This is a genomic window from Gordonia rhizosphera NBRC 16068, from assembly GCF_000298195.1.
Taxonomy (GTDB): domain Bacteria; phylum Actinomycetota; class Actinomycetes; order Mycobacteriales; family Mycobacteriaceae; genus Gordonia; species Gordonia rhizosphera.
Genome location: NZ_BAHC01000115.1, coordinates 62,898 through 83,716, shown reverse-complemented (window position 1 = coordinate 83,716; position 20,819 = coordinate 62,898). Strand labels below are relative to the sequence as shown.

Genomic DNA, 20,819 nt, shown 5'->3' with positions numbered 1-20,819 from the left:
CACTGGCCAGAGTACCCACGAGTTGTCTTGTGCATCATACATATGTACCGTACACATCGACAAGGAGGATTCCCCATGCCCACTTCGCCTGCGAGCGGCTCATCTGCGTCGGGTCACGACGACACCGGTTCCGTCGACGCTGTGCACGTCGACGCCCTGCACGTCGACCCAGAACTCACCGACGGCAGGCACACCAACGCCGCGATCGCCGTCGTCGCCGTGCTCTGCTTCGGCGGCCTCGTCGCGTCGCTGATGCAGACGCTGATCATCCCGATCCAGCCGGAGCTACCGCACCTGCTGCACACCTCGATCTCGAACGCCTCGTGGGTGATCACCGCGACCCTGTTGGCCGCCGCGGTGGCCATGCCGATCGCCGGCCGTCTGGGCGACATGTTCGGCAAGCAGCGCGTCATGCTGGTCAGCGCGGCGCTGTTGGTTGTCGGCTCGCTGGTGTGCGCGCTGAGCGCGTCACTGGTCCCGATGGTGGTCGGCCGGGCCATCCAGGGCCTCGCGATGGGCTTCATCCCCGTCGGCATCAGCCTGATGCGCGAGGTCACCCCGCCGCGCATCACGTCAATGGCGGTGGCCGCGATGAGCGCCACCCTCGGTGTGGGCGGCGCGATCGGCCTCCCGCTCTCGGCATGGGTTGCGCAGCAATGGGACTGGCGCGCGCTCTTCTGGGTGGCCGCCGGCCTCGCGGTGATCGTGACCGCGCTGGTCGCCTTGCTCGTCCCGCACCTCGATGACGGCAACGGCGGCCACTTCGACGTCGTCGGCGCCATCGGCCTGGCCCTCGGTCTGTCCGGGTTGCTGATCGCCATCTCGAAGGGCAACGACTGGGGCTGGGGCTCACCCACCACGCTCGGGCTCCTCGCGGGCGGCCTGGCGATCCTGGTGATCTGGGGCGCCTTCGAACTCCGGCATGCCGATCCACTGGTCGATCTTCGGGCCACCGCCCGTCCCGCCGTGTTGCTGACCAACATCGCCGCCATCGCGATCGGGTTCGGCATGATGGCGCAGGCGATCGTGGTGCCGCAGATCCTCGAAATGCCCACGGCAACCGGCGGCCTGGGTCAGACCCTGCTTGCCGCCGGTCTGTGGATGGCGCCCGGTGGACTGATGATGCTGGTCTTCGCACCCGTCAGCGGCACCCTGATCAACACGATCGGCGCCAAGCTGACCCTCGCGATCGGTGCGACGGTGCTCGGCCTCGGGTACCTCAGTGCGTTCTTCCTGATGAACGCTCCGTGGCAGCTCGCGCTCGCATCAGTGATCTGTTCGGCCGGTGTGGGGATCGGCTACGCCGCGATGCCGACCCTGATCATGGGCGCGGTCCCGATCTCCGAGGCCGGCGCGGCCGTGGGGCTGAACGGTCTGATGCGGTCGATCGGCACGACGAGTGCCTCCGCCGTGATGGCGCTGGTCCTCACCAGTTCGACGGTCACCTACGGTTCGGTCGACGTGCCAAGCCATTCCGCATTCCGGTGGTGCTTCCTGATCGGGGCAATTGCCGCCTTCGTCGGGGTCGCGATCACGATGTTGGTGCCCGCTGCTCGACGCAAGGCCGCCTCGGCACCGACGGTGACCGACGAGCGGCCGGTGGCCGCACAGGCCTGATATGTCTTTCGGCGCGACATCCCCGACAATCCCGGGGATGTCGCGCCGAACGCACTCCTGGCCGAGAGGGTCAGCGGTGTGCCAGATGATCCGGTCGCGGCCGCGCCGCCGCGAACGGCTCGGTCAGAGTATTCGACTTCGCATTGAACACAACGAAGAGGTTGCTGCGCGGGTAGGGCGTGATGTTGCCCGACGACGCGTGCATGCAGTTGGAGTCGAAGTAGAGCGCCGATCCGGCCGGGCCCGTGACGGTGTCGATGCCGAACTCGTCGGCGAGCGCTGTGACGTCGTTTTCCTCCGGTGTTCCGACCGGTGGACGGTAGGAGACCAGCGATTCCCGATGGTAGGCGTCGGGTGTGGCACCGACACAGCCGACGAACCGCTTGTGTGACCCCGGGATGATCATCAGCGCACCGTTGTGGGAGTAGTTCGGTGTCAACGCAATCGACACGCTGAGGGCGCGCGGCGCCGGCATCCCGTCCTCCGCGTGCCACGTTTCGAAGTCGGAGTGCCAATAAAAGGGGCCGCCCGCGAAACCCGGCTTCAGGTTGATCCGGCTCTGGTGGATGTACACGTCGTCGTCGAGGATCTGCCGGGCGACTCCGGCGATGTCGTCGCGCGCGACGATCTCGGCCACCACGTCACTGAGGTGATGGACGGCGAACAGCGATCGCACGTCACCGTTCGACGATTCGCGGACCACCCGCTCGTCGACGCCGAGCCGATCGGTGATCGCACGGACCTCATCGAGGCATCTCCCGACGTCCTCGTCACCGAGGACCGACCGGTCGGTGTGATAGCCCCGCTCGTCATACCTCCGGAGTTCCGGTGTGGACAGCGGTCCGGGATTGCTCATGCTCCCCCACACCACCGGATGGGGGCGCGGCTCGATCTGGTTGTGCTGCGACAGCCGTGTGCGATAGACATCGACGGGTCGAGTTGCTGTTTGAGTTGTCACGATCTGCGTTGATCCTTTCCCTCAATCGGCATCTTGCGGCCGGGAATGTTCACTTGTCATGACGCCATGGCGGCGCCCATCCGAGGCTCGCAGCTATGGCGGAGGGAAGCAAACCGCGCCCGAGTTCCGCGCGCACCCGTCACGGTCACGCGCATGTCGCGACGTGCGCGTTCACCAACTCGGCGCGCGTGATCGTCGGCCTTACTCGCAGACCTTGTCCAGAAACTCGAGGCTCAATCCGGGCACGGCCTCGCCGCGACCAGATGCGAGGGCGTCGTCGCGGATCTGTTCGGTAAGCGCCCGGAACTCGTCGCCACCGTCGAGAGGGTAGCGAACCATACCGGCCGCGGCGCATCGCGCGAGCACCGACCGCGCATGGTGTTTCGCTTCATCGTCACGGCCCGCGACCCTCAAGCAGATCGCGAGCAGGCGCTCGGCCCGAACCCATGCCCGGTCCCGCCCGGTGTCGGCGAGTCCGTCGACCCATTCCTGCGCCCACCGGCACGCGGTGTCGATGTCGTCTTCATCGTGCGGGTCCTCGAGCAGCAACCGGATCGCGACCTCTTCGTCGAGCTGCGCCACCACCGATTCGATCCCGGTTGTCGTGTGGCTCCGATGGGTGAAGTCGACCCGCGGTTGCACAGTTCGGCGCGCCGGAAGTCCGAGGATCACCTGCTCGATCTCGACGAAACCGCGTAGTCGCCGCGACCCGAGACGCTCGGCGATGTCGGCGGCGTCATCGAGGTACTGCGCGCCTGCCACGTCGTTTCCGCGTAGAACGGCCAGGCGGGCACCGACGATGTAGCGCGCCTTGATCATGTCGATGACACCTTCCTCGGCTTCGAGATGGAAGCTCTCGTCGAGGAGGTGCGTTGCCTCGTCGAGGTGCCCGCGTTCATAGAGCAGCTCGGCGAGAAGGGCACAGGCCAGTCGCGCATGTTGGGAATGCACGGCCCCGGTTTCCGTGGACACGGCCAGAGCTGCGCGGAAACAATCTTCGGCGCGGTCGAGGTCCAGTTGTCCGACCGCCGCGAGACCGTCGAGGGCATGGCCGTACATCACGGCGTAGGGACCCGCGTTCTGCTTGTGGTACGGGGCCGCCCATCGCTGCCACCGGTGGGCGGCGCTGTAGTCCGAGCGGAATGTCGCGCTGATCGTGGCCACGTTCGCGGCTGCGGAAACCACGAAGGGCGGCAAGGTGTCCGCGTGAGCCAGACATCCGGCAATCAACTCGTCGACTCCCTCGACCTCGTCGCCGGTCGCCCGCCGACATGCCTCCACGACCTGCGCCTCGGTCCGCAGATCGGCGACCTCGTCGGAGTGCGGCATTTCGGCGAGGGCCCGACCGGCCCGGTTGAGCGCGGTGCGCGTGGCGTCGAGACGATGCAGCAGCATGTTGGTCCAGGCAACGAGTAGCTGCACCCGCGGACTGGACACCACCGCGCCGGGTGGGAGTTTCTCGACGAGGCTCAGCAGCATGGCCAACTGCGAATGTTCGATCAGTGCGCGCCCGTCCATCTCGACGAGTTCGATCGCGCGCCCGGCATCACCGGCGGCCAGGGCGTGGTTGACCGCATCGACGAGCATTCCGTGCTGGGTGAACCACTCCGACGCGACGCGATGCAGCGACGGAAGCGACTCGGGCTCGTTCCGTTCCAGCCGGCGCCGCAGGAACTCCAGGAACAGTGGGTGGAAGCGGAACCAGTCCCCGTCCTGGTCGACTCTGCGCAGGAACAGGTCCCTCGACTCGACCTCCTCGAGGAGTGCCTGACCGCGGGGCCGACCGCTGAGCGCGGAGGCCAGCCCCGCGCAGATCCGTTCCGGCACCGAGATGGTGAGGAGAAAGTGGAGCATATCCGGTTCGAGGGAACCCAGGACGTTCTCCGCCAGGAAGTCACCGATCGCGTGATGCCGACCGGAGATATGGCTGATCAGCTCTGCGGGCGCATCCGAGTTCCGCAACGAGAGGCAGGCGAGTTGTAGCGCGGCCACCCAACCATCGGTGGAGTTCCAGAGGTCGTTCACATCCTCGGAGCGGAGGTCGAGCTTCGCGATGTCGAGGAGGAATGACCGCGCCTCAGCCGCATCGAAGCACAGCCCGGCGATGTCGATCTCGACGAGTTCGTCCGAGACGCGCATGCGACTGATCGGAAGTCCCGATCGCGACCGGCTGGTGATGATGACCTGCAGGTGATGGCACCCGTGTTCGAGAAGGAAGCCCATCGCTGCGATTGCCGCCGGGTCGGTGACGCGATGCCAGTCGTCGATGATGACCGCGACTTGCTGACCACGCTCGTGGATCTCGTTGATCAACGAGGTCAGCACGTATTGTTCGGCCTTCGCGCCGTGCTCCTCGATCACCTCGGCCAGTTCGTCGACGACCGCGGGACTGGCGCGGCCGATCGCCTCCACCAGGTTGGCCAGGAACCGTGCGACGTTGTTGTCGTCGTCGTCGACGGTCAGCCATCCGACCAGGACGCCGTTGTTCGTCAGTTCCTCGCCCCACTGGGTGGCGACGGTGGTTTTGCCGTAGCCCGCGGGCGCGTGGATCAGGGTGAGCCGCCTACGCTCACCGGATCGGAGGATCTCCATCAGCCGCGCCCGGGGTACCTGGGCGCGCGGGCGCAACGGTGGGCGGAACTTCGTCGACGGTGTGGGTGGTGCCGTCGTGAAACCGGGCCGGATGCGCCGCCCCGGTCCGCTGGTGACCGGCGTCTCGGTGGGTGCGATGGGCAGGGCCATGTCGTCCACGCCGAGACCCAATCGCCGTTGCACCTCGCGCAAGTGCTGGCCGTACTCGGCGACCGACGATGGGCGGTCCTCGGGTTCGCGTGCCATCGCCCACTCGACGGCCTGCGACATCGGTGCCGGAATTCCCGCCTCACGCAGGTCGGGCACCGGCTCGTTGGCGACGCGCAGGAAATGTGCCACCACCTGTTCGCCGCTGCGCCGTTCGAAGGCCGCGTGCCCGGTCAGTGCGCAGAACAGGGTCGCGCCCAGGCCGTAGATGTCGGAGGCCACCGAGGGGTCCGATCCGCTGAGCAGTTCGGGGGCAGTGAATGCCGGTGACCCGGTGACGATGTCCGAGCCGGTCTCGAATCCGCCGGAGATGCGGGCGATGCCGAAGTCGGTGAGTTGCGGTTCGCCGTACTCGGTGAACAGGATGTTGCCCGGCTTGACGTCGCGGTGCAGCGTCCCGGACCGGTGTGCGGTCTCCAGCGCGCCGGCGATCTTGATGCCCAACGTCAGCACCTCGCGCCAGTCGAGAGGGCCGGTCTTGCGGATTCGCGCGTCGAGCGAGTCGTGCGGGTGATACTGCATCACGATGAACGGGTGTCCGCCCGGCGTACCGCCCGCCTCGAGGATGTTCACGATGTTCGGGTGCCCGGACAGGCGACCCATCGCGCGTTGTTCCCGGACGAACCGTTCCAGATTCGCCTCGTCGAGGTGATCGGTGAGCACCTTCACCGCCACCTCGCGGTCGAGCGCAGGTTGGGTACACCGGTACACGACGCCGAACCCGCCGTGACCGATCAGGGCCGGATCGGTGAAACCGGCCGCGACGAGTTCGCCGGCGATGTCGGGAACGACATCCCGTTGCGTTGCCTGCGGATCGTAATCGACCATATGGCTACCTCGATCACACCCGATGACGTCTCGAGTGCCCGAATTCCAGCCTAACCTCATTCCGCCCTGTCACGTCGGGGATCGAGCGACGGACTTCGCCCGGCTCGCCGCGCGCACGGACACCCGCAGGTGGAGCGCACCAGACCTCGATGACGAGGCCTGCGGGGCTGGTGATAGACACGATGGGAGATCCGTCGCCGAACCCGTGAGGTGTATCGACACATGCCCGACCTATCCACACCGCTGCAGTTGACCCACGGACCGCAGTGGTCCAACCGTGTCGCGCTGGCCCCGATGACCAACCTGCAAAGCAACCCCGACGGCACGCTGAACGACGACGAGTACCGATGGCTGATGCGCCGTGCCGAGGGCGGATTCGGTCTGGTCATGACGTGTGCGGCGCATGTGAGCCGGGCCGGTCAGTCCTTCCCCGGCCAACTCGGCATCTTCGACGACACGCACCTCCCAGGTCTCACCCGACTCGCCGACGGCCTTCGTGCGGCCGGCACCGTGTCGTCGGTCCAGCTGCAGCACGGTGGACGGCGGGCCGACTCCCAACTGTCGGACCGGCCGGTGGTCGCGCCGTTCGACGACGCGGCGAAGGGCGCCACGGCCCTGACCACCTCCGAGGTCGAACAGGTCATCGGAGACTTCGTCGCGGCCGCGGTCCGTGCCGAAACGGCCGGTTTCGACGGCGTCGAAATCCACGGCGCGCACGGTTACCTGCTGACTCAATTCCTCGATGCCCGCAACAACCGCCGCACCGACCGGTACGGCGGCTCACGGGAGAACCGGTTCCGAATCATCCACGAGATCATCGCCGGAGTCCGTGCCGCCACCTCCGAGAACCTTCAGCTCGGGCTGCGTCTGTCGCCCGAGCGGTACGGGATCGTGCTCGACGAGGCGCGTGCCCTGGCGGGCGAGGTCCTCGCCGACGGTCAGTTGGACTACCTGGACCTGTCGCTGTGGGATGCATTCAAGGAGCCCCACGACGAGGATCATCGTGACCGGCGTCTGATCGACTACTTCATGGACCTGCCCCGTGGCAGCACCCGCGTCGGTGTCGCGGGCAAGATCCTCGATGCCGCGGGTGCGCGCGAATGCCTGCAGCGCGGTGCCGATTTCGTCCTCGTCGGGACCGCCGGCATCCTGCACCACGATTTCGCGCGGCAGGTCATCGCCGATCCGACCTACCGGTCCGTGCCGCATCCGGTGCCCGCCGATCATCTCGTCGCCGAGTCGGTGGGTCCGCGCTTCCTGGAGTATCTGTCCACGAACTGGGACGACTTCGTCGCCTGAGCACGCAGTCGGAGTCGGACGGGCTGCTTGGCGTGCTCGAGGATCACGTCGACGGCGCGCGCCGCACTCTGACAGGCACCCTCCATCGTCGTCGTCCAGTCGGTGCGGGTCCAGTCGCCCGCCAGCGCCAGGCCGCGTACCGCGGTCCGCTGATCGGGTCGGATCCCCGCGGTCCCCGGTCGCTGCGCGAACGTCGACCTCGGCATCCGCACGACGTGGCTGTGGACCACCTCGGCGTGCGAGGCCTCCGGGTAATAGCGGCGCAGCATCGCCATCTGAATGTCGGTGATCTCGGCGTTCGACTTTCCGGTGAGCTCGTAGGCGGCCGACACCGTCGTCGAGTAGAAGTGGTTGCGCGACGCGTCGCGGCCGTGCATGCGCTGCCGATCCCACACCTGTTCCAGCACGCCCTCGCCGCCGTAGAGGATCTCGCCCCAGTCGGTCATGCCGATCGAGCGGTCGAGGTACAGGTTCACACTCACGATCGGCACCGGGGTCAACTGCTCGACCGCGGCATAGATCTGCTCGTGGCCGGGAACCTGATCGAGCAAACCCCTGACATTCCAGACCGGGACTGCACAGACCACAGCATCCGCGGCGATGCGTTCACCATCGGCGAGGGTCACCCCGATGACCGCGTCGTCGGCCACGTCGATCGAGCGCACCACCGCCCGATGTCGTACCTGCACACCCAGATCCGCGAACGCCTTCTGCGCGCCGTCGATGAACAACGTGTCGAGGTCGACGGTGGGGTAGCCGATCGAAACCGGGGTCCGGGTCGCCCGCGCGCGCCGGATGCCGGTCACGAGGAGATCGGCCGGCACCTTCGCCGACGAGATGTCGGGTTTGTCGCCGGTCAGCCCGATCACAATGCCATCCCACAGCGCATCACGTGCCGACTGTGGCATGCCGATACGCCGGAACCACTCGTCGGCGGTGATGTCGTCGAGCCACCCGGGCTGCCGTAGTGCCTGCCGGATCAGCGTCGCCTGGGCACGTGCCGTGCGGAGGCGGTCCAGACCGGTCACACCGGGTAGGTCACCGAGTGCGGTGCGCAGGCCGGTGAGGCCGCCGAACGACGATTCCCGAGTCGCACCGCCGGGCATCCGCATCGTCATGTGCCCGGGGAAGGCGACATGCTCGCGGGTTCCAACACTGTCCAGGTAGCGCATCAGATGCTCGTACCCGCTCGCGAAGACGTGCTGGCCGTTGTCGGGCACATCGTCGACCGCCGTCAGCGGCATCGCGATCGTCCGCCCGCCGAGCGAGCCGCGACGTTCGAGCAACGTCACCTGCTGTCCGGCTTCTGCCAGCCATACCGCCGAGGCCAGCCCGGCCAGTCCCCCACCCACGACCACGCAATGCATGCGACGAGATTAGCGGTCAGCGCTGACCGACGCGCGGCCGATCGAGAACCCCGACGCCGACCCGGCACGAACCGCGGAGCAGATCCCGGTGGCTTCCGGCGCCCGCGGGCAGACACACCCGCGCCGCCGACGAGCCCACACGCAAGGCCGCACCGGTGTTTGAATATCGCCATGCCGCACCCCGCCCAGTCCCTGGTCTTGCGCGCCGTGTTTGTTCTCGGCATCCTCCTCGGTCCAGCGATGCTGTCGATACCTCCTGTCGCCCTGGCCCATCCGGGACTCCGATCGCCGCTGCCATCCGCCGACCCGTTCTACCGGTACAGCGGTTCACTCGCCGATGTCGCGCCGGGTAGCGTGCTGCGTTCCCGGCCGATGACGTTCCGGACACCGTCGCTGACCACGCCCATCACCGGCCACCAGGTGCTGTATCGGACCACCGACCAGTCCGGCAGAGGTGTCGCAACCGTGGCGACGGTCCTGCGGCCATTGATCCCGGGTCCGACGAGGCTGATCTCCTACCACACCGCCTACGACGCCCTCAGTTCTCAATGTGATCCCTCGTACACGCTGAGCGGCGGTTATGCCGGCCGGACCGCTCTCGCCGAGCAGGGTGTCATCGCCGGCTACCTCGCCGCCGGCTACACCGTGGTCGTCCCCGACTACGAGGGCGAGGAACTCGAATGGTCCATAGGCCGCCAGTCCGGGAACGCCGCGCTCGACGGTGTGCGCGCGGCCCAGCACTTCCTGACTTTGCCGCGGACCACACCGGTAGGCCTCGCCGGATACTCCGGTGGCTCCATCCCGACCCAGTGGGGTGCCGAGATCGCACCGAAATACGCGCCAGAACTCAACATCGTCGGCGCGGCGGCCGGGGGCCTACCGGTCGATCCCGCCCACAACCTCTCCTACATCGACGGCAGCGCCGAGTGGGCCGGCGTGATCCCCGCACTCGTCGTCGCCTACCAACGCACCTATGCCCTGGACACCAGCCAGTTCCTGTCGGCCCGCGGTCAGCAGGCGGCCAATCAGGTTAGCTCCCAATGCATTTCGCAATTCGCAGGAAGCTTCCCGGGACTCACCAGCGCCGACATGGTCAAGGCACCGTACACCGGCCTGCTCGACGTCGGGTCGGTGGTCCGGGTGGTCAACGACAACATCATGGGCAGTCAGGGCACGCCCCGCGCACCGCTGCTGCTCGCCGTCGGCCACTCCGACGCCATCGGCGACACCCTCATGGTCACCGACGACGTCGTCGGCCTGGCGCACGAATACTGCACCCGTGGTGTCGATGTCACGTACGCCCAGTACAACGGACTCACCCACACGCAGGCGTTCGCGGCTTTCGAGCCAGAGGCGTTCGCGTACCTCGCGGAACGTTTCGCCAACGCTCCGACCCGCAGCAACTGCGCGTCGATCCCGGCGGGCAACAGTCTCGCGCCGACACCGATGCCGTGACGCCGAATCGGCGCCCATCCCTTCTGGAGAGATGGGCGCCGCGTCATCGAGCGATCAGCGGGTCGTCGCCTCATCCCGCTTCGGCAGCACCCACCCCGCCCGCGGGAAGTGGCAGGTGTAGCCGGCGGGAAACCGCTGCAGGTAGTCCTGGTGCTCGGGCTCGGCCTCCCAGAACGGTCCGGCGGGCTCGATGGTCGTGACCGCCTTGCCCGGCCACAGCCCCGACGCGTCGACGTCGGCGATGGTGTCCCGCGCAACCTGCTCCTGTTCCGGAGTCAGTGGGAAGATCGCCGACCGATAGCTCGTCCCGACGTCGTTCCCCTGCCGGTTGCGGGTGGTCGGATCGTGGATCTGGAAGAAGAACGCCAGGATGTCGCGGTAGGTCGTCTGCGTCGGGTCGAACACGATCTCGACCGCCTCGGCATGACCGGGATGGTTGCGGTAGGTGGCGTGGTCGTTGCTCCCGCCGGTGTATCCCACCCGGGTGTCGAGGACACCCGGCTGGCGACGGATGAGGTCTTCCACACCCCAGAAACAGCCGCCCGCGAGGACCGCCGTCTCGGTGCCGGGGCGGAGGGTGATCTGGCCGGTGTCGTTGGTCATGATGCGTCCTTGCCTGTGGTGGTCGGGTCGGCGGTGTCGGCGGATTGCTCGAACAGCTCGAGGTAGTCGCCGTAGCCCTCCTTCTCGAGGTCGGCGACCGGGATGAACCGCAGTGCGGCCGAATTCATGCAGTACCGCTGGCCTCCGGCCGCCCGCGGACCGTCGTCGAAGACGTGACCGAGGTGACTGTCCGCGCCCGACGACCGCACCTCGGTGCGGCGCATCCACAGGGTGCGATCGGACTTGGTGGTCACCGCGTCGTCGCCGATCGGCTTGGTGAAGCTCGGCCATCCGGTTCCGCTGTCGTACTTGTCGGTCGAGGAGAAGAGGGGTTGTCCGGAGACGACATCGACGTAGATGCCGGGCTCGTGGTTGTCCCAGTACTCGTTGTGGAAGGCCGGCTCGGTGCCGTCCCGTTGGGTGACGCGATACTGCGCGTCGGTGAGGTGGTTCAGCGCCTCGGTGGTCTTGCGGTACTCGGGTGTCATGCGATGCTGGTTGGTCACAGTGCTCCTTCTGGCGTCGCTGGCTGCGGCGACACCATGCACAACAACCACCATCCGGAATTTGGTCCCGACCGCCGCGTTCTGATCCCCGCATTTTGCACGCCGCCCGCATACACGTGTGATGAATCTGACTTCAGAACCACTTGCTGAGCACCAATCACCGAAACTACTTTGTATAACTAAATACTTCGTGCGGTACACCCCGAGTCGCGCGTCACCCCCAGCAAGGAGTCCCCACGATGTCCCTACCGACACAGGCGTTGGTCCAGCGCATCGAACACCTCGCCACCCCGATCCTGGAATCGATTGTGGAGAACGAGGGTGTCGAGATCGGTCTCGGCCTCGCGCAGCGGGCCGGTGGCACGTTCAGCCGAACCGTCGAGCGCGGTTCCCGCCGGATCATGCACGCTCTCAACTTGCCTGCGGCCAGCGACATCAACCGGATCCTGACGCAGGTCGCCTCCCTGGAACGCACGGTCCGCGCACTCGACAACCGCGTCAACGACGTTCTCGCGGAGCAGCAGCGATGAAGGTCTCCCTGCCCGTCGTCGGGGACGTCGAAGAACGGATCCGCGAGATCGGGGCGGGTCTCGACTCGGCCGGTGGATACGTCCGGAATGCGCTACTGCACTTCAGTGGCGTCGAGGAGGCGGCTGTGGCCACCACGCCGGCCGAGCTCGTCTGGAGTCGCGACAAGGCGCAGCTGTTCCGGTACGCACCTGACCAGCGTCGCCACACCACCCCGGTGCTGCTGGTGATGAGCCTGGTGACCAGGCCCACGGTCTTCGACCTGACGCCGCGCCACAGCCTGGTGCGCGCGCTGGTGGAACAGGGCCACGACGTCTATCTGCTCGACTGGGGCATTCCTGACGCCGTCGAGTCGGCCAACACGCTCGAGACCTACAGCGACGAGTACCTCCCGCGTGCGATCGCGCGGTGCATCGAGGTCTCCGAGAGTTCGGAGGTCGCGCTGTTCGGCTACTGCCTCGGAGGTGTCTTGGCGTTGCTGACCGCCGCGGCCCATCCGGAGCTGCCGATCGCGTCGATGCTGCTGCTGGCCACCCCGGTGGATTTCAAGGAGCTGGGACCGGCCGTGCGGATGCTGGCGAACGGCCGGGTCGACGTCGACGACCTGGTCGACGTCACCGGGAACGTGCCGCCTGACACTCTGCTCGCCGGATTCAAATTGGTCCAGCCCGCGGGCGATATCGCGACCTACAACTCGCTCTGGCACAGTTTCCGCGACCGGCGCGCGCTGCACGCTCATCAGGCCATCGTGGGCTGGTCGACGGGAAACATCCCGTTCCCGGGTGCGACGATGCGCCAGATCCAGGAACAGTTCCTCCGAGACGGCGAGTTGGCCAACGGCAAGGTCACCTTCGCCGGCCGCACCGTCGAACTTGCCTCGTTGACGATGCCGATCCTGATCATGACCGGGACGCGGGACAAGCTCGTTCCGACCGCGGCCAGCCGCGCGTTGCCGGGACTGCTCTCCGGGGCCGAGGTCGAGGCCCTCGAGTTCGACACCGGGCATGTGGGGCTGCTTCACGGCCGCGCGGCAGTCAAGCACGGGGTGCCCAAGATGTGCGCATGGTTCGCCGGCGATCGCACGGGCGCGTCTGGCATGTCCTCCACCGCGGCTGAGAGTTCTCCGAGCTGACGCGGGGCGACCCGCACCTCATTCACCTACATAGTTGAGGTTTATGCGGCAAGGTCCCCGGGTTTCCCGAGTGGTGTCCACCCGACAAACGAACGCGGCGTGCGAACCTTCCGACGATCAACGTCTCAAGGTTTGCACGCCGCGTCCGCATCTGTCCGCGCCCCGGACCACCGGGCGGTGGCGATTTCGGAGCCGACAGATGCTTCTGCTGCGGTCATGCTCTGCCAGCTCCTGACAGTTCTGGAATTTGGATCAGGACGTACGAGAGCGTCCTGATCGCACGATCGTCAACAACGCGTCTCCGTCCTCGTAGGGCACCAGATGCCCGACGCCGACCAACTCGACGTAGCGGGCGTCGGGAATGAGGCGGGAGAGCTTCATCCCGTTGCCGACCGCCATCAGCGGATCCTCGGTGCCGTGCACCACGGTGGTGGGCATGGCCAGGTTGGCGAGCCGCTCCGGACCGTGCCATCCGGCGATGGCACGCACCTGGTCGAGCACCCGCTGACGCGGTGTCACCCGCCGCGCGATCTGGGTGACCAACTCGTCGATCACGTCGGGGTGCTCGGGGCCGAAGTCCGGACACGCGAACGTCGTCCACATCTCGGCGATGTACTCACGCGTGTCCTGCCCGTCGGCCGGGGGACGCAGCGCGCCGAGGAGCAACGTGGGATCGGAATCGATCTGTGCGGGTCCGGGCGGCCGGGTGCCGACGAGGATGAGTTGGTCGACGAGGTCGGGATGGCGCATCGCCAACTCCTGGGCGATCATGCCTCCCATCGACAGACCCAGCACGGTGGCCCCCTCGACACCGCACGCCCGCAGCACATCGGCAGCGTCGTCGGCGAGATCGGCCATCGTGAAGGGCGCCGGCGCGCACCGTGACCAGCCGGTACCGCGGTTGTCGATACGGATCACGCGGTAACTCTTTTCCAGTTCGGCCACCCACGACAGCGGCCAGACGAGTCCGCTGGCCGTCCAACCGTTGAGCAGCAGCAGCGCCGGTCCGCGGCCACCCTCGTGCCAGTGCACCGCCGGCGTACCACGACCGGTCGTCCCGGGCGCAACCGCGACCATCGGGCGCAGGCCGCGTGCGTCATCGTGTTCCTTCCGACGACGCTGCTCGCTGCGAGTCTTCTTGCCCACCAGGGCCGTTGCGATGCCGGCTTCGGCCTCGAGAACTCGTCGCCATAATGCTTCGTAGCGGATACCCGCTTCGACAGCGACGCTGAATGACCGCGAATTGGCGGCCGGCAAGACCGCTCGGATCAGCTGTTCGGTCACAGCAGGACTCTGTTGATCGGTCGTCATGATCACACCAGCTCTCGTCGGAGTACTTTGCCTGTCGCGGTTCGCGGCAGATCGTCGAGGAACTCGATGGTTCGCGGCACCTTGAACCGTGCCAACCGAGCGGTGACGTACTTCTTCACCTCGTCGGTGTCGAGTGTCGTGCCCGGCCGGCACACGACGAACGCCTTCAGCGCCTGACCGAAGTTAGGGTCGGCCACGCCGACAACGATGGCCTCGTGAATGTCCTTGTGGTGGTTGAGTAATTCCTCCACCTCGCGGGGGTAGACGTTCTCACCGCCGGAGACGATCATGTCATCCTCTCGGCCGTCGATGAACAATCGGCCGGATTCGTCGAAGTGTCCCCGGTCGCCGGAGGACAACAGGCCGTCGATGGCTTCTTTGGTGCCACCGTCGGTATAACCGTCGAATCGTGCCCCGCTCCCGACGAACACGCGGCCGACGGTCGAGTCCGTGACACGGACACCCTCGGCGTCGAGAATCTCGACCCGGACACCGGCGGCCGGGCGTCCGGCGGTGGTCGGTGCCTTGCGCAAGTCGGCGGGTGTGGCGATGGTTGCGGCGGCCACCTCGGTGGAGCCGTAGATGTTGTAGAGCACTGGACCGAACCGGTCGAGCACTTCCCGCGCCAGCCGACCTGGCATCGCGGACCCACTCGCCGCAATGATCTGCAGTGAGTCGACATCGGCCGCCGCGAGGCGTTCCGGCGGCAGCGCGCAGATCCGGGCGAGCATGGTCGGCACTACAGCGAGGGTGCGGGCCCGGTGCTGCGCGACGAAGTCGAGAGTGGCCGCGGCATCGAAATCGGGACTGGTGATGATCGTCGACGACAAGCCCAGGCCGATCATCAGATTCGCCAGTCCCCACGCATGGAAGAACGGTGCCGGGACGACCATGGAATCTCGGGCGCGCAGGGGAATCCGGTCCAGGAGGGCCAGCGCGCCGTCGGCGGACTGACCGTCGGATCCGCGGGCGGCGCCCTTGGGCCGGCCGGTCGTGCCCGAGGTCAGCACGACCAAGCGGCTCGCCTTCTTCGGACGCGGGAGGCTCCGCCGCTGAGCCGGGTCGCTGACGATGGCGGCGATCGCCTCGCTGTCCAAACCCGGGCGGCCCCCCAGCGCATCGGCAAACTCGGAGTCGTAGAGCACGAAGTCGAGCGACTCACCCCGAATGGTGTCGCTGAGCTGTTCCGGACCGTGGCCGGTGTTCAGGAAGACGAGGTCAGCACCGAGTCGAGCACCGGCGAGCAGAGCGATCACAAAGGTGGGGGAATTCCGGCACAGAATGCCGATCCGGCTGTCGGACCCGATGCCGGCATCGGCGGCCATTGCCCCGGCCACCGCGGCCGAGCCGGTCCAGAGCTCGCGATAAGTGATCGAATGCGTCGGCGACACGATTGCGGTCGCCTGTGGATACCGCGCCACCGAGGCGGCCACCGCGCCGAGCATCCCGGTCCCGTATGTGGCGGTGGCCAGCAGCGCCCGCGGAAGTCGGTCCGGTCGCTCGGGCAGCACCGTGTTCGCTTTCATGAGCGTTCTCGCGGCGTGCGCGGTGCGCATCATCCGTGTTGTCGCTACGGGTCGTATCAGCTGACCAGGGGTCACATCTGCCTCCTGAGTGAAACGGCGAATTCGATTGTGCGAGAGATGGAATTGCGGTCGCGTCGATTGATTGCCGAGGCACGGTGGATCGGGGTACGCGACTCCTTGATGATACGTCTAGACACACTGTTAAAGTCAATAGCACCGCGGCGCTCGGAATAGACTGCGATCCTGGCCGGAGAGATTCGGGAAGGAGGACGCGATGGCAACCATCACGCGCAAACAGCAGGCTTCGCGCGCCGAGCGACGCGCCGCGATCGAGGCGTCGCTCCTCGCCGCGACGGGCCGACTGATGGCTGCCGGCGAGTCATTCACCGAGGTGAGCGTGGAGCGACTCGCGGTCGAGGCCGGCATCTCCCGCCCGACGTTCTATGTCTACTTCGAAGACAAGGGCGACCTGCTTCGACGCCTTGGCGAGAAGATCTTCGCCGAACTCGCCGATCCGGCCCGGTCGTGGTGGGAGGTCGCCGACCGCTATGACCGCGACAAGGTGTTCGCCGCCATGTCGGGAATGGTCGCGGCGCATCGGCGGCACCGGGTCTTGATCGCCGCCATCGTCGAGATGGCCGCCTACGACGAGGGTGTCGGCACACGCTATCGACAATTGTTCGACATCGGGATCGAGAATTTGGCGACGGTGATCAAACGCGGCGTCGACGCCGGCACGGTCCGCGCGGTGCATCCGCGCGAGACGGCGTCGGCCCTGACCTGGCTCACCGAGCGATACATCTACCAGAGCTTTTCCACTCCGCGACCGCCGGACGAGGATGACATCGCCCGAACCCTCACCGACATCATCTGCGCGACACTGTATCCCGACCCACCGGAAACACCCGACCCAGACTAGGAATGTACTCCAGTTCCCTCTACGTATGTCTACTGCTTCTCCCAAGCCAGGATGTAGCGCCGTGGATGGACGAAGCGCGAAAGGTCTCGCCGAAGGTCGCACGGCGGAATGGTGGGAGCGAAGCCGGGGTTACGGCGACGTCGACGTCTGACTATTGGCCTAACCGAGTCATTGTGGTCCAAGCAACATTTTGACCCCTTGGCAAATACCCCCTGGGGTATGTAGTGTGGTGGGCGCAAGCAGGTGGAGATGCTCTTGTCGCCACGTGCCGCTCGACCCAATGTTTGATGAACGCCGTAGCCGATCCGGACATGGACACCGCGTCTTTGCCCGATCGACATGGCCAGGAGGAGTAACCATGTGTCAGCAAGCCACCTGTCGTAAGTGCGGAAAGACCACCTGGCGCGGCTGCGGCCAGCACGTCGACCAGGTGATGCGCGGGGTGCCCAAGTCGCAGCGGTGCGCCGGCCATCAAGGTGAGCCGGGCTTCCTGTCACGCCTGTTCGGCGGCCGCTGACCTCTGACCTCGCACAGGACTGCCGCCCGGCCGGTTCTCGACCCGAAACCGGCTGGGGCTGGACCCGCAATGCCGGCTGAAAGCCCGGCTGAAGTGCGAGGCGTCCCGAAAACCCAACTGCACTCCGATCTCGACAACACCGAGATCGGAGTGCAGTAGCAAATTCCGGGCCCGATCGAAGCGCCGTGCGTAGAGCCACGCCCGCGGCGTGGTTCCGGCGGCGCTGAACAGCTTGTGGATGTAGCGCACCGACATCCCGAGCTCGGCCCCGACATCGGCGATCCTGCGGTCGGGTTCACCGATGTCACGCAGCATCACCTGCTGCACGGTGCGCAGATCGTCGGCGTGCGCACGGTCGGTAAGCGAGATGGCGTCGACCTGGTGATTGACCGCCGCGGACACCACGTCGAGCACCGCGGACGACACCGCGAACAGTGAGCCGGCGCAGAAGTCGTCGTGGGTGGCGAGATCCACCAGCAGATTCGACGCCACGCGTCCCACACCGGAGCCACCCGAGATAGATTGTCCGACTGCGTCCTGGAGCACCGTCTGCCCGATTCGGGAGGAGACGAGCGCGCGCGGTGTGCGCAGCACGATCTGTTCGAAGGGCGTGACCCCGTTGACGATGAACGGGCGCGACGAGTCGACGAACCCGAACGCGCCGTCGCACAGCACGGCCTCATGGGTTCCCTGCGAGATCGTCGCCGACCCCTTGGTGATGAGACACAGCAGGTAATCGTCGCCGGGGTCGGACTCGATCATCGCCGCGGTACGGACCACCGCATGCGGGTCGGCCCGCACCATGCTCAGCGAGAGGTCCCCCACCGGCCGCGCGATGATGTCGGCGCCGAACGACGACTGGGTCGCCGGCCAGTCGACGGCCATCTCGCAATACGTCGAGTCCAACGTCTCCGCCCACAGCGCGCGGCCCTCCGCCGACGTCAGGTCACGCGTGCTCAGCGCTACCGCACCGTTGCTGCGCGCGGTGCACTCGGGGTCAACCATCGGTGCACTCTCGGTCATTCAATCACCTCGTCTCCGCCCATAGTGTTCCAGATCACACGGGATCGCCACACACGGCGACGGCATCTTCGAACGGTCCCCGTCCCACACGCCGACTGTTTCGGATATCACGACGGAGGTATCACGGTGACCACCACGCAACCGCTCACGCCCAGCTGGATCGCAGACGTCACGATGGAGGAGCTCGAAGCCGACCCTCATCCCTTCTACGAGCGGCTACGCAGGGAGGCACCGGTTGCCTTCGTCCCGCAGCTCGGCTTACACATCGTGTCCACCCGGGATCTCTGCTTGGAGATCGCGAAGGACTCGGCCCATTGGCCGGCCGTCATCTCCCCCGCTGGTGGCCGCACCTTCGGGCACGGCGCGATCCTGAACACCAATGGACCCGAGCACACCGAGCTGCGCGGGATGGTCGAGCCGCATCTGCAGCCGTCGGCGGTCGACAAGTACATTGATCCTCTGGTGCGCCCGTTCGCCCGCGAACGGCTCGCCGCGATCGAGGACAACGGAGCCGCCGACATCGTCGCCGAGTACTTCGAACCGGTCAGTGTCCGCGCCCTCGGCGACCTCCTCGGGCTCGACGACGTGAGCACCGACAAGCTCCGCGAGTGGTTCCACAAGCTCAGCGTCTCGTTCACCAATGCGGACATGACCCCCGACGGCGAGTTCGCCAACCCGGACGGATTCATCCCCGGTGACGAGGCAAAGGCGGAGATCATCGCGCATGTCGACCCCAAGATCGACCACTGGATCACCCACCCCGACCACACCGCGATCTCCCACTGGTTGCACGACGGCATGCCCGAAGGACAGACCCGCAGCCGTGACGTGATCTACCCCAATCTGTATGTGTTCCTGTTGGGTGCGATGCAGGAGCCCGGGCACGCCATGGGCACGACGCTGGCCGGGTTGTTCAGCCGCCCTGAGCAACTCGAGCGTGTGATCGATGATCCGACACTCATTCCACGGGCGGTCGGCGAGGGTATGCGATGGGTGGCGCCGATCTGGTCGGCCGCGGTCAAGGTGGCCACCAGTGAGGTCACCGTCGGCGGGGTCACCCTGGGAGAAGGTTCGCTGGTGATGCTCTCCTACGGATCGGCCAACAACGACGAGAACGCCTACGACGCACCGACCACCTACGATCTGGATCGTCCGGTCATCCCCAATCTGACCTTCGGTGGCGGTGTCCACGCTTGCGCCGGAACATATTTCGCGAGCGCGGTGGTCCGGATCGCGCTGGAGGAACTGTTCGAGACGATCCCGAACATCGAACTGGACCCGGCCCACGAGGTGAACTTCTGGGGCTGGGGGTTCCGGGGACCCAAGGCGCTCAACGTCACCTGGGAGGTGTGAGGTGACGGTCGCGATCACATCGGACAATCTCGGTGAGGACATCATGCCCGACACACACCGGGTCACGATCGGCACGGACACGAAGCTGCATGTCGCAGAAGGCCAGTCGATCCTCGACGCCGCACTTCGCGCGAACGCATGGATGCCGCACTCCTGCACGCAGGGCACCTGCGGAACCTGCAAGCTCAAGGTGCTGCGCGGGGAGGTCGACCACGGGGCATCCCCCGAGTACACGCTGACCACCGCCGAGCGCGCCGACGGACTGGCGTTGGGCTGCATGGCGACCCCGAGATCGGATCTGATCGTGGAGACCCTCGGCGTCGTCGACGACGGTGTCCCGCATCACCCGTTGCGGGACTACACCGCAACGGTGACCGAACTGGCGGACATCGCCGCTAACACCCGGCGCCTCGTCGTCGAACTCGACGACGATCTGACCTTCAACGCCGGCCAGTACTGCGAATTGCTCATTCCCGGAACGACTGTGGGCCGCCAGTACTCGATGGCCAGTCCACCCTGCGACGCCCGCCAACTGGAGTTCCACGTCAAACTGACCCCGGGCGGCCTGGCCACCGACGGATGGATCTTCTCGTCGCTGAAGGTCGGGGATGCCATCTCCCTGCGCGGACCGCTGGGGCAGTTCAACCTCGTCCACGAGCAGACCGAACCGGCGATACTGATCGGCGGTGGCACGGGGCTTGCTCCGTTGAAGTCGATCGTGCGTCACGCCCTCGAGCACGCTCTCGTGCCGGAACTGTTCCTGTATCACGGCGGACGACGGCAGGAAGACCTGTACGACGTGGAGTACTTCACCGAATTATCCCAGCAGCACAACAACTTCCACTACCGACCGGCACTGAGCGAAGAAGCATGGGAGGGTGCGACCGGCATGGTGACCGACGTCGTCGTCGCCGACTTCACCTCGTGCAAGGGAATGAGCGCTTACCTGTGCGGTCCGCCGGCGATGGTCGAGGCAGCGGTCAAATCCCTCAAACGCCGCCGTATGGCGCCACGGAAGATCTTCCGCGAGGAATTCACCGTCGCCGCGAAACCCCTCTGAGACCGAGCTACCCGAGAC

General features: G+C 66.5%; 17 protein-coding genes. 9 read left to right on the top strand and 8 right to left on the bottom strand.

The genetic code is table 11. The features are described 5' to 3' along the window. Window positions 1-75 precede the first annotated feature (75 nt). Window positions 76-1,617 carry an MFS transporter gene (locus GORHZ_RS13170; RefSeq protein WP_006333758.1) on the top strand — a complete coding sequence of 514 codons (1,542 nt, stop codon included), beginning with the start codon at window positions 76-78 and terminating at the stop codon, window positions 1,615-1,617. Between the two features lie 70 nt (window positions 1,618-1,687). Here the strand turns inward: GORHZ_RS13170 and thpD are convergent, their stop codons facing one another. Then, entirely contained in the window at window positions 1,688-2,575 is an 888-nt protein-coding gene (gene thpD / locus GORHZ_RS13165; RefSeq protein ID WP_006333757.1) for an ectoine hydroxylase, read from the bottom strand. A gap of 201 nt (window positions 2,576-2,776) precedes the next feature. After that, entirely contained in the window at window positions 2,777-6,202 is a 3,426-nt protein-coding gene (locus GORHZ_RS13160) for a serine/threonine-protein kinase (RefSeq protein ID WP_006333756.1), read from the bottom strand. A gap of 222 nt (window positions 6,203-6,424) precedes the next feature. On the opposite strand from GORHZ_RS13160, the gene GORHZ_RS13155 reads away from it, so the two are divergent. Then, window positions 6,425-7,501, top strand: a complete 1,077-nt coding sequence (locus GORHZ_RS13155; RefSeq protein ID WP_006333755.1) for an NADH:flavin oxidoreductase — start codon at window positions 6,425-6,427, stop codon at window positions 7,499-7,501. Here GORHZ_RS13155 and GORHZ_RS13150 read toward each other — a convergent pair. Further along, the gene (locus GORHZ_RS13150; protein ID WP_006333754.1) at window positions 7,426-8,868 is read right to left on the bottom strand and encodes a hydroxysqualene dehydroxylase; all 1,443 of its coding nucleotides are present in this window, start codon (window positions 8,866-8,868) and stop codon (window positions 7,426-7,428) included. The genes GORHZ_RS13155 and GORHZ_RS13150 overlap by 76 nt on opposite strands. Before the next feature lie 171 nt (window positions 8,869-9,039). On the opposite strand from GORHZ_RS13150, the gene GORHZ_RS13145 reads away from it, so the two are divergent. Continuing rightward, window positions 9,040-10,323: a lipase family protein gene (locus GORHZ_RS13145; RefSeq protein ID WP_006333753.1), complete on the top strand. Its 1,284-nt coding sequence runs from the start codon at window positions 9,040-9,042 to the stop codon at window positions 10,321-10,323. A gap of 54 nt (window positions 10,324-10,377) precedes the next feature. On the opposite strand, the gene msrA is transcribed toward GORHZ_RS13145, so the two are convergent. Continuing rightward, a complete protein-coding gene (msrA, locus tag GORHZ_RS13140; RefSeq protein WP_006333752.1) occupies window positions 10,378-10,926 on the bottom strand; it encodes a peptide-methionine (S)-S-oxide reductase MsrA in 549 nt (182 codons plus the stop codon). Further along, entirely contained in the window at window positions 10,923-11,414 is a 492-nt protein-coding gene (gene msrB, locus GORHZ_RS13135; protein ID WP_040531795.1) for a peptide-methionine (R)-S-oxide reductase MsrB, read from the bottom strand. The genes msrA and msrB overlap by 4 nt, the downstream gene beginning before the upstream one ends. Window positions 11,415-11,671: 257 nt before the next feature. Here msrB and GORHZ_RS30840 point away from each other — a divergent pair, with 257 nt between their 5' ends. Then, a complete protein-coding gene (locus tag GORHZ_RS30840; RefSeq protein ID WP_006333750.1) occupies window positions 11,672-11,962 on the top strand; it encodes a hypothetical protein in 291 nt (96 codons plus the stop codon). Beyond that, on the top strand, window positions 11,959-13,092 hold the full coding sequence (locus GORHZ_RS13125; RefSeq protein ID WP_006333749.1) for an alpha/beta fold hydrolase: 1,134 nt from the start codon (window positions 11,959-11,961) through the stop codon (window positions 13,090-13,092). Before GORHZ_RS30840 ends, GORHZ_RS13125 begins: the two co-directional genes overlap by 4 nt. Before the next feature lie 252 nt (window positions 13,093-13,344). On the opposite strand, the gene GORHZ_RS13120 is transcribed toward GORHZ_RS13125, so the two are convergent. Then, window positions 13,345-14,376 (bottom strand): alpha/beta fold hydrolase, encoded by a 1,032-nt coding sequence (locus tag GORHZ_RS13120; RefSeq protein WP_217998324.1) that lies wholly within the window; start codon window positions 14,374-14,376, stop codon window positions 13,345-13,347. Window positions 14,377-14,405: 29 nt separating this feature from the next. After that, complete coding sequence (locus GORHZ_RS13115) at window positions 14,406-15,929, bottom strand: AMP-binding protein (RefSeq protein ID WP_245551411.1); 1,524 nt, start codon at window positions 15,927-15,929, stop codon at window positions 14,406-14,408. 274 nt (window positions 15,930-16,203) lie between these two features. On the opposite strand from GORHZ_RS13115, the gene GORHZ_RS13110 reads away from it, so the two are divergent. Continuing rightward, window positions 16,204-16,848 carry a TetR/AcrR family transcriptional regulator gene (locus GORHZ_RS13110; protein WP_006333746.1) on the top strand — a complete coding sequence of 215 codons (645 nt, stop codon included), beginning with the start codon at window positions 16,204-16,206 and terminating at the stop codon, window positions 16,846-16,848. A gap of 358 nt (window positions 16,849-17,206) precedes the next feature. Then, window positions 17,207-17,365, top strand: coding sequence for a DUF8730 family Cys-rich protein (locus GORHZ_RS30555; RefSeq protein ID WP_085948706.1), 159 nt, complete (start codon window positions 17,207-17,209; stop codon window positions 17,363-17,365). Here the strand turns inward: GORHZ_RS30555 and GORHZ_RS13105 are convergent. Then, on the bottom strand, window positions 17,342-18,388 hold the full coding sequence (locus GORHZ_RS13105) for a helix-turn-helix transcriptional regulator (protein WP_006333745.1): 1,047 nt from the start codon (window positions 18,386-18,388) through the stop codon (window positions 17,342-17,344). The two genes, GORHZ_RS30555 and GORHZ_RS13105, sit on opposite strands and share 24 nt — an antisense overlap. Before the next feature lie 174 nt (window positions 18,389-18,562). Between GORHZ_RS13105 and GORHZ_RS13100 the strand changes: the two genes are divergently transcribed. After that, window positions 18,563-19,741, top strand: coding sequence for a cytochrome P450 (locus GORHZ_RS13100; protein WP_051998876.1), 1,179 nt, complete (start codon window positions 18,563-18,565; stop codon window positions 19,739-19,741). A gap of 43 nt (window positions 19,742-19,784) precedes the next feature. Beyond that, window positions 19,785-20,801, top strand: coding sequence for an NADH:ubiquinone reductase (Na(+)-transporting) subunit F (locus tag GORHZ_RS13095; RefSeq protein WP_040531786.1), 1,017 nt, complete (start codon window positions 19,785-19,787; stop codon window positions 20,799-20,801). The last annotated feature ends 18 nt before the right edge of the window (window positions 20,802-20,819 follow it).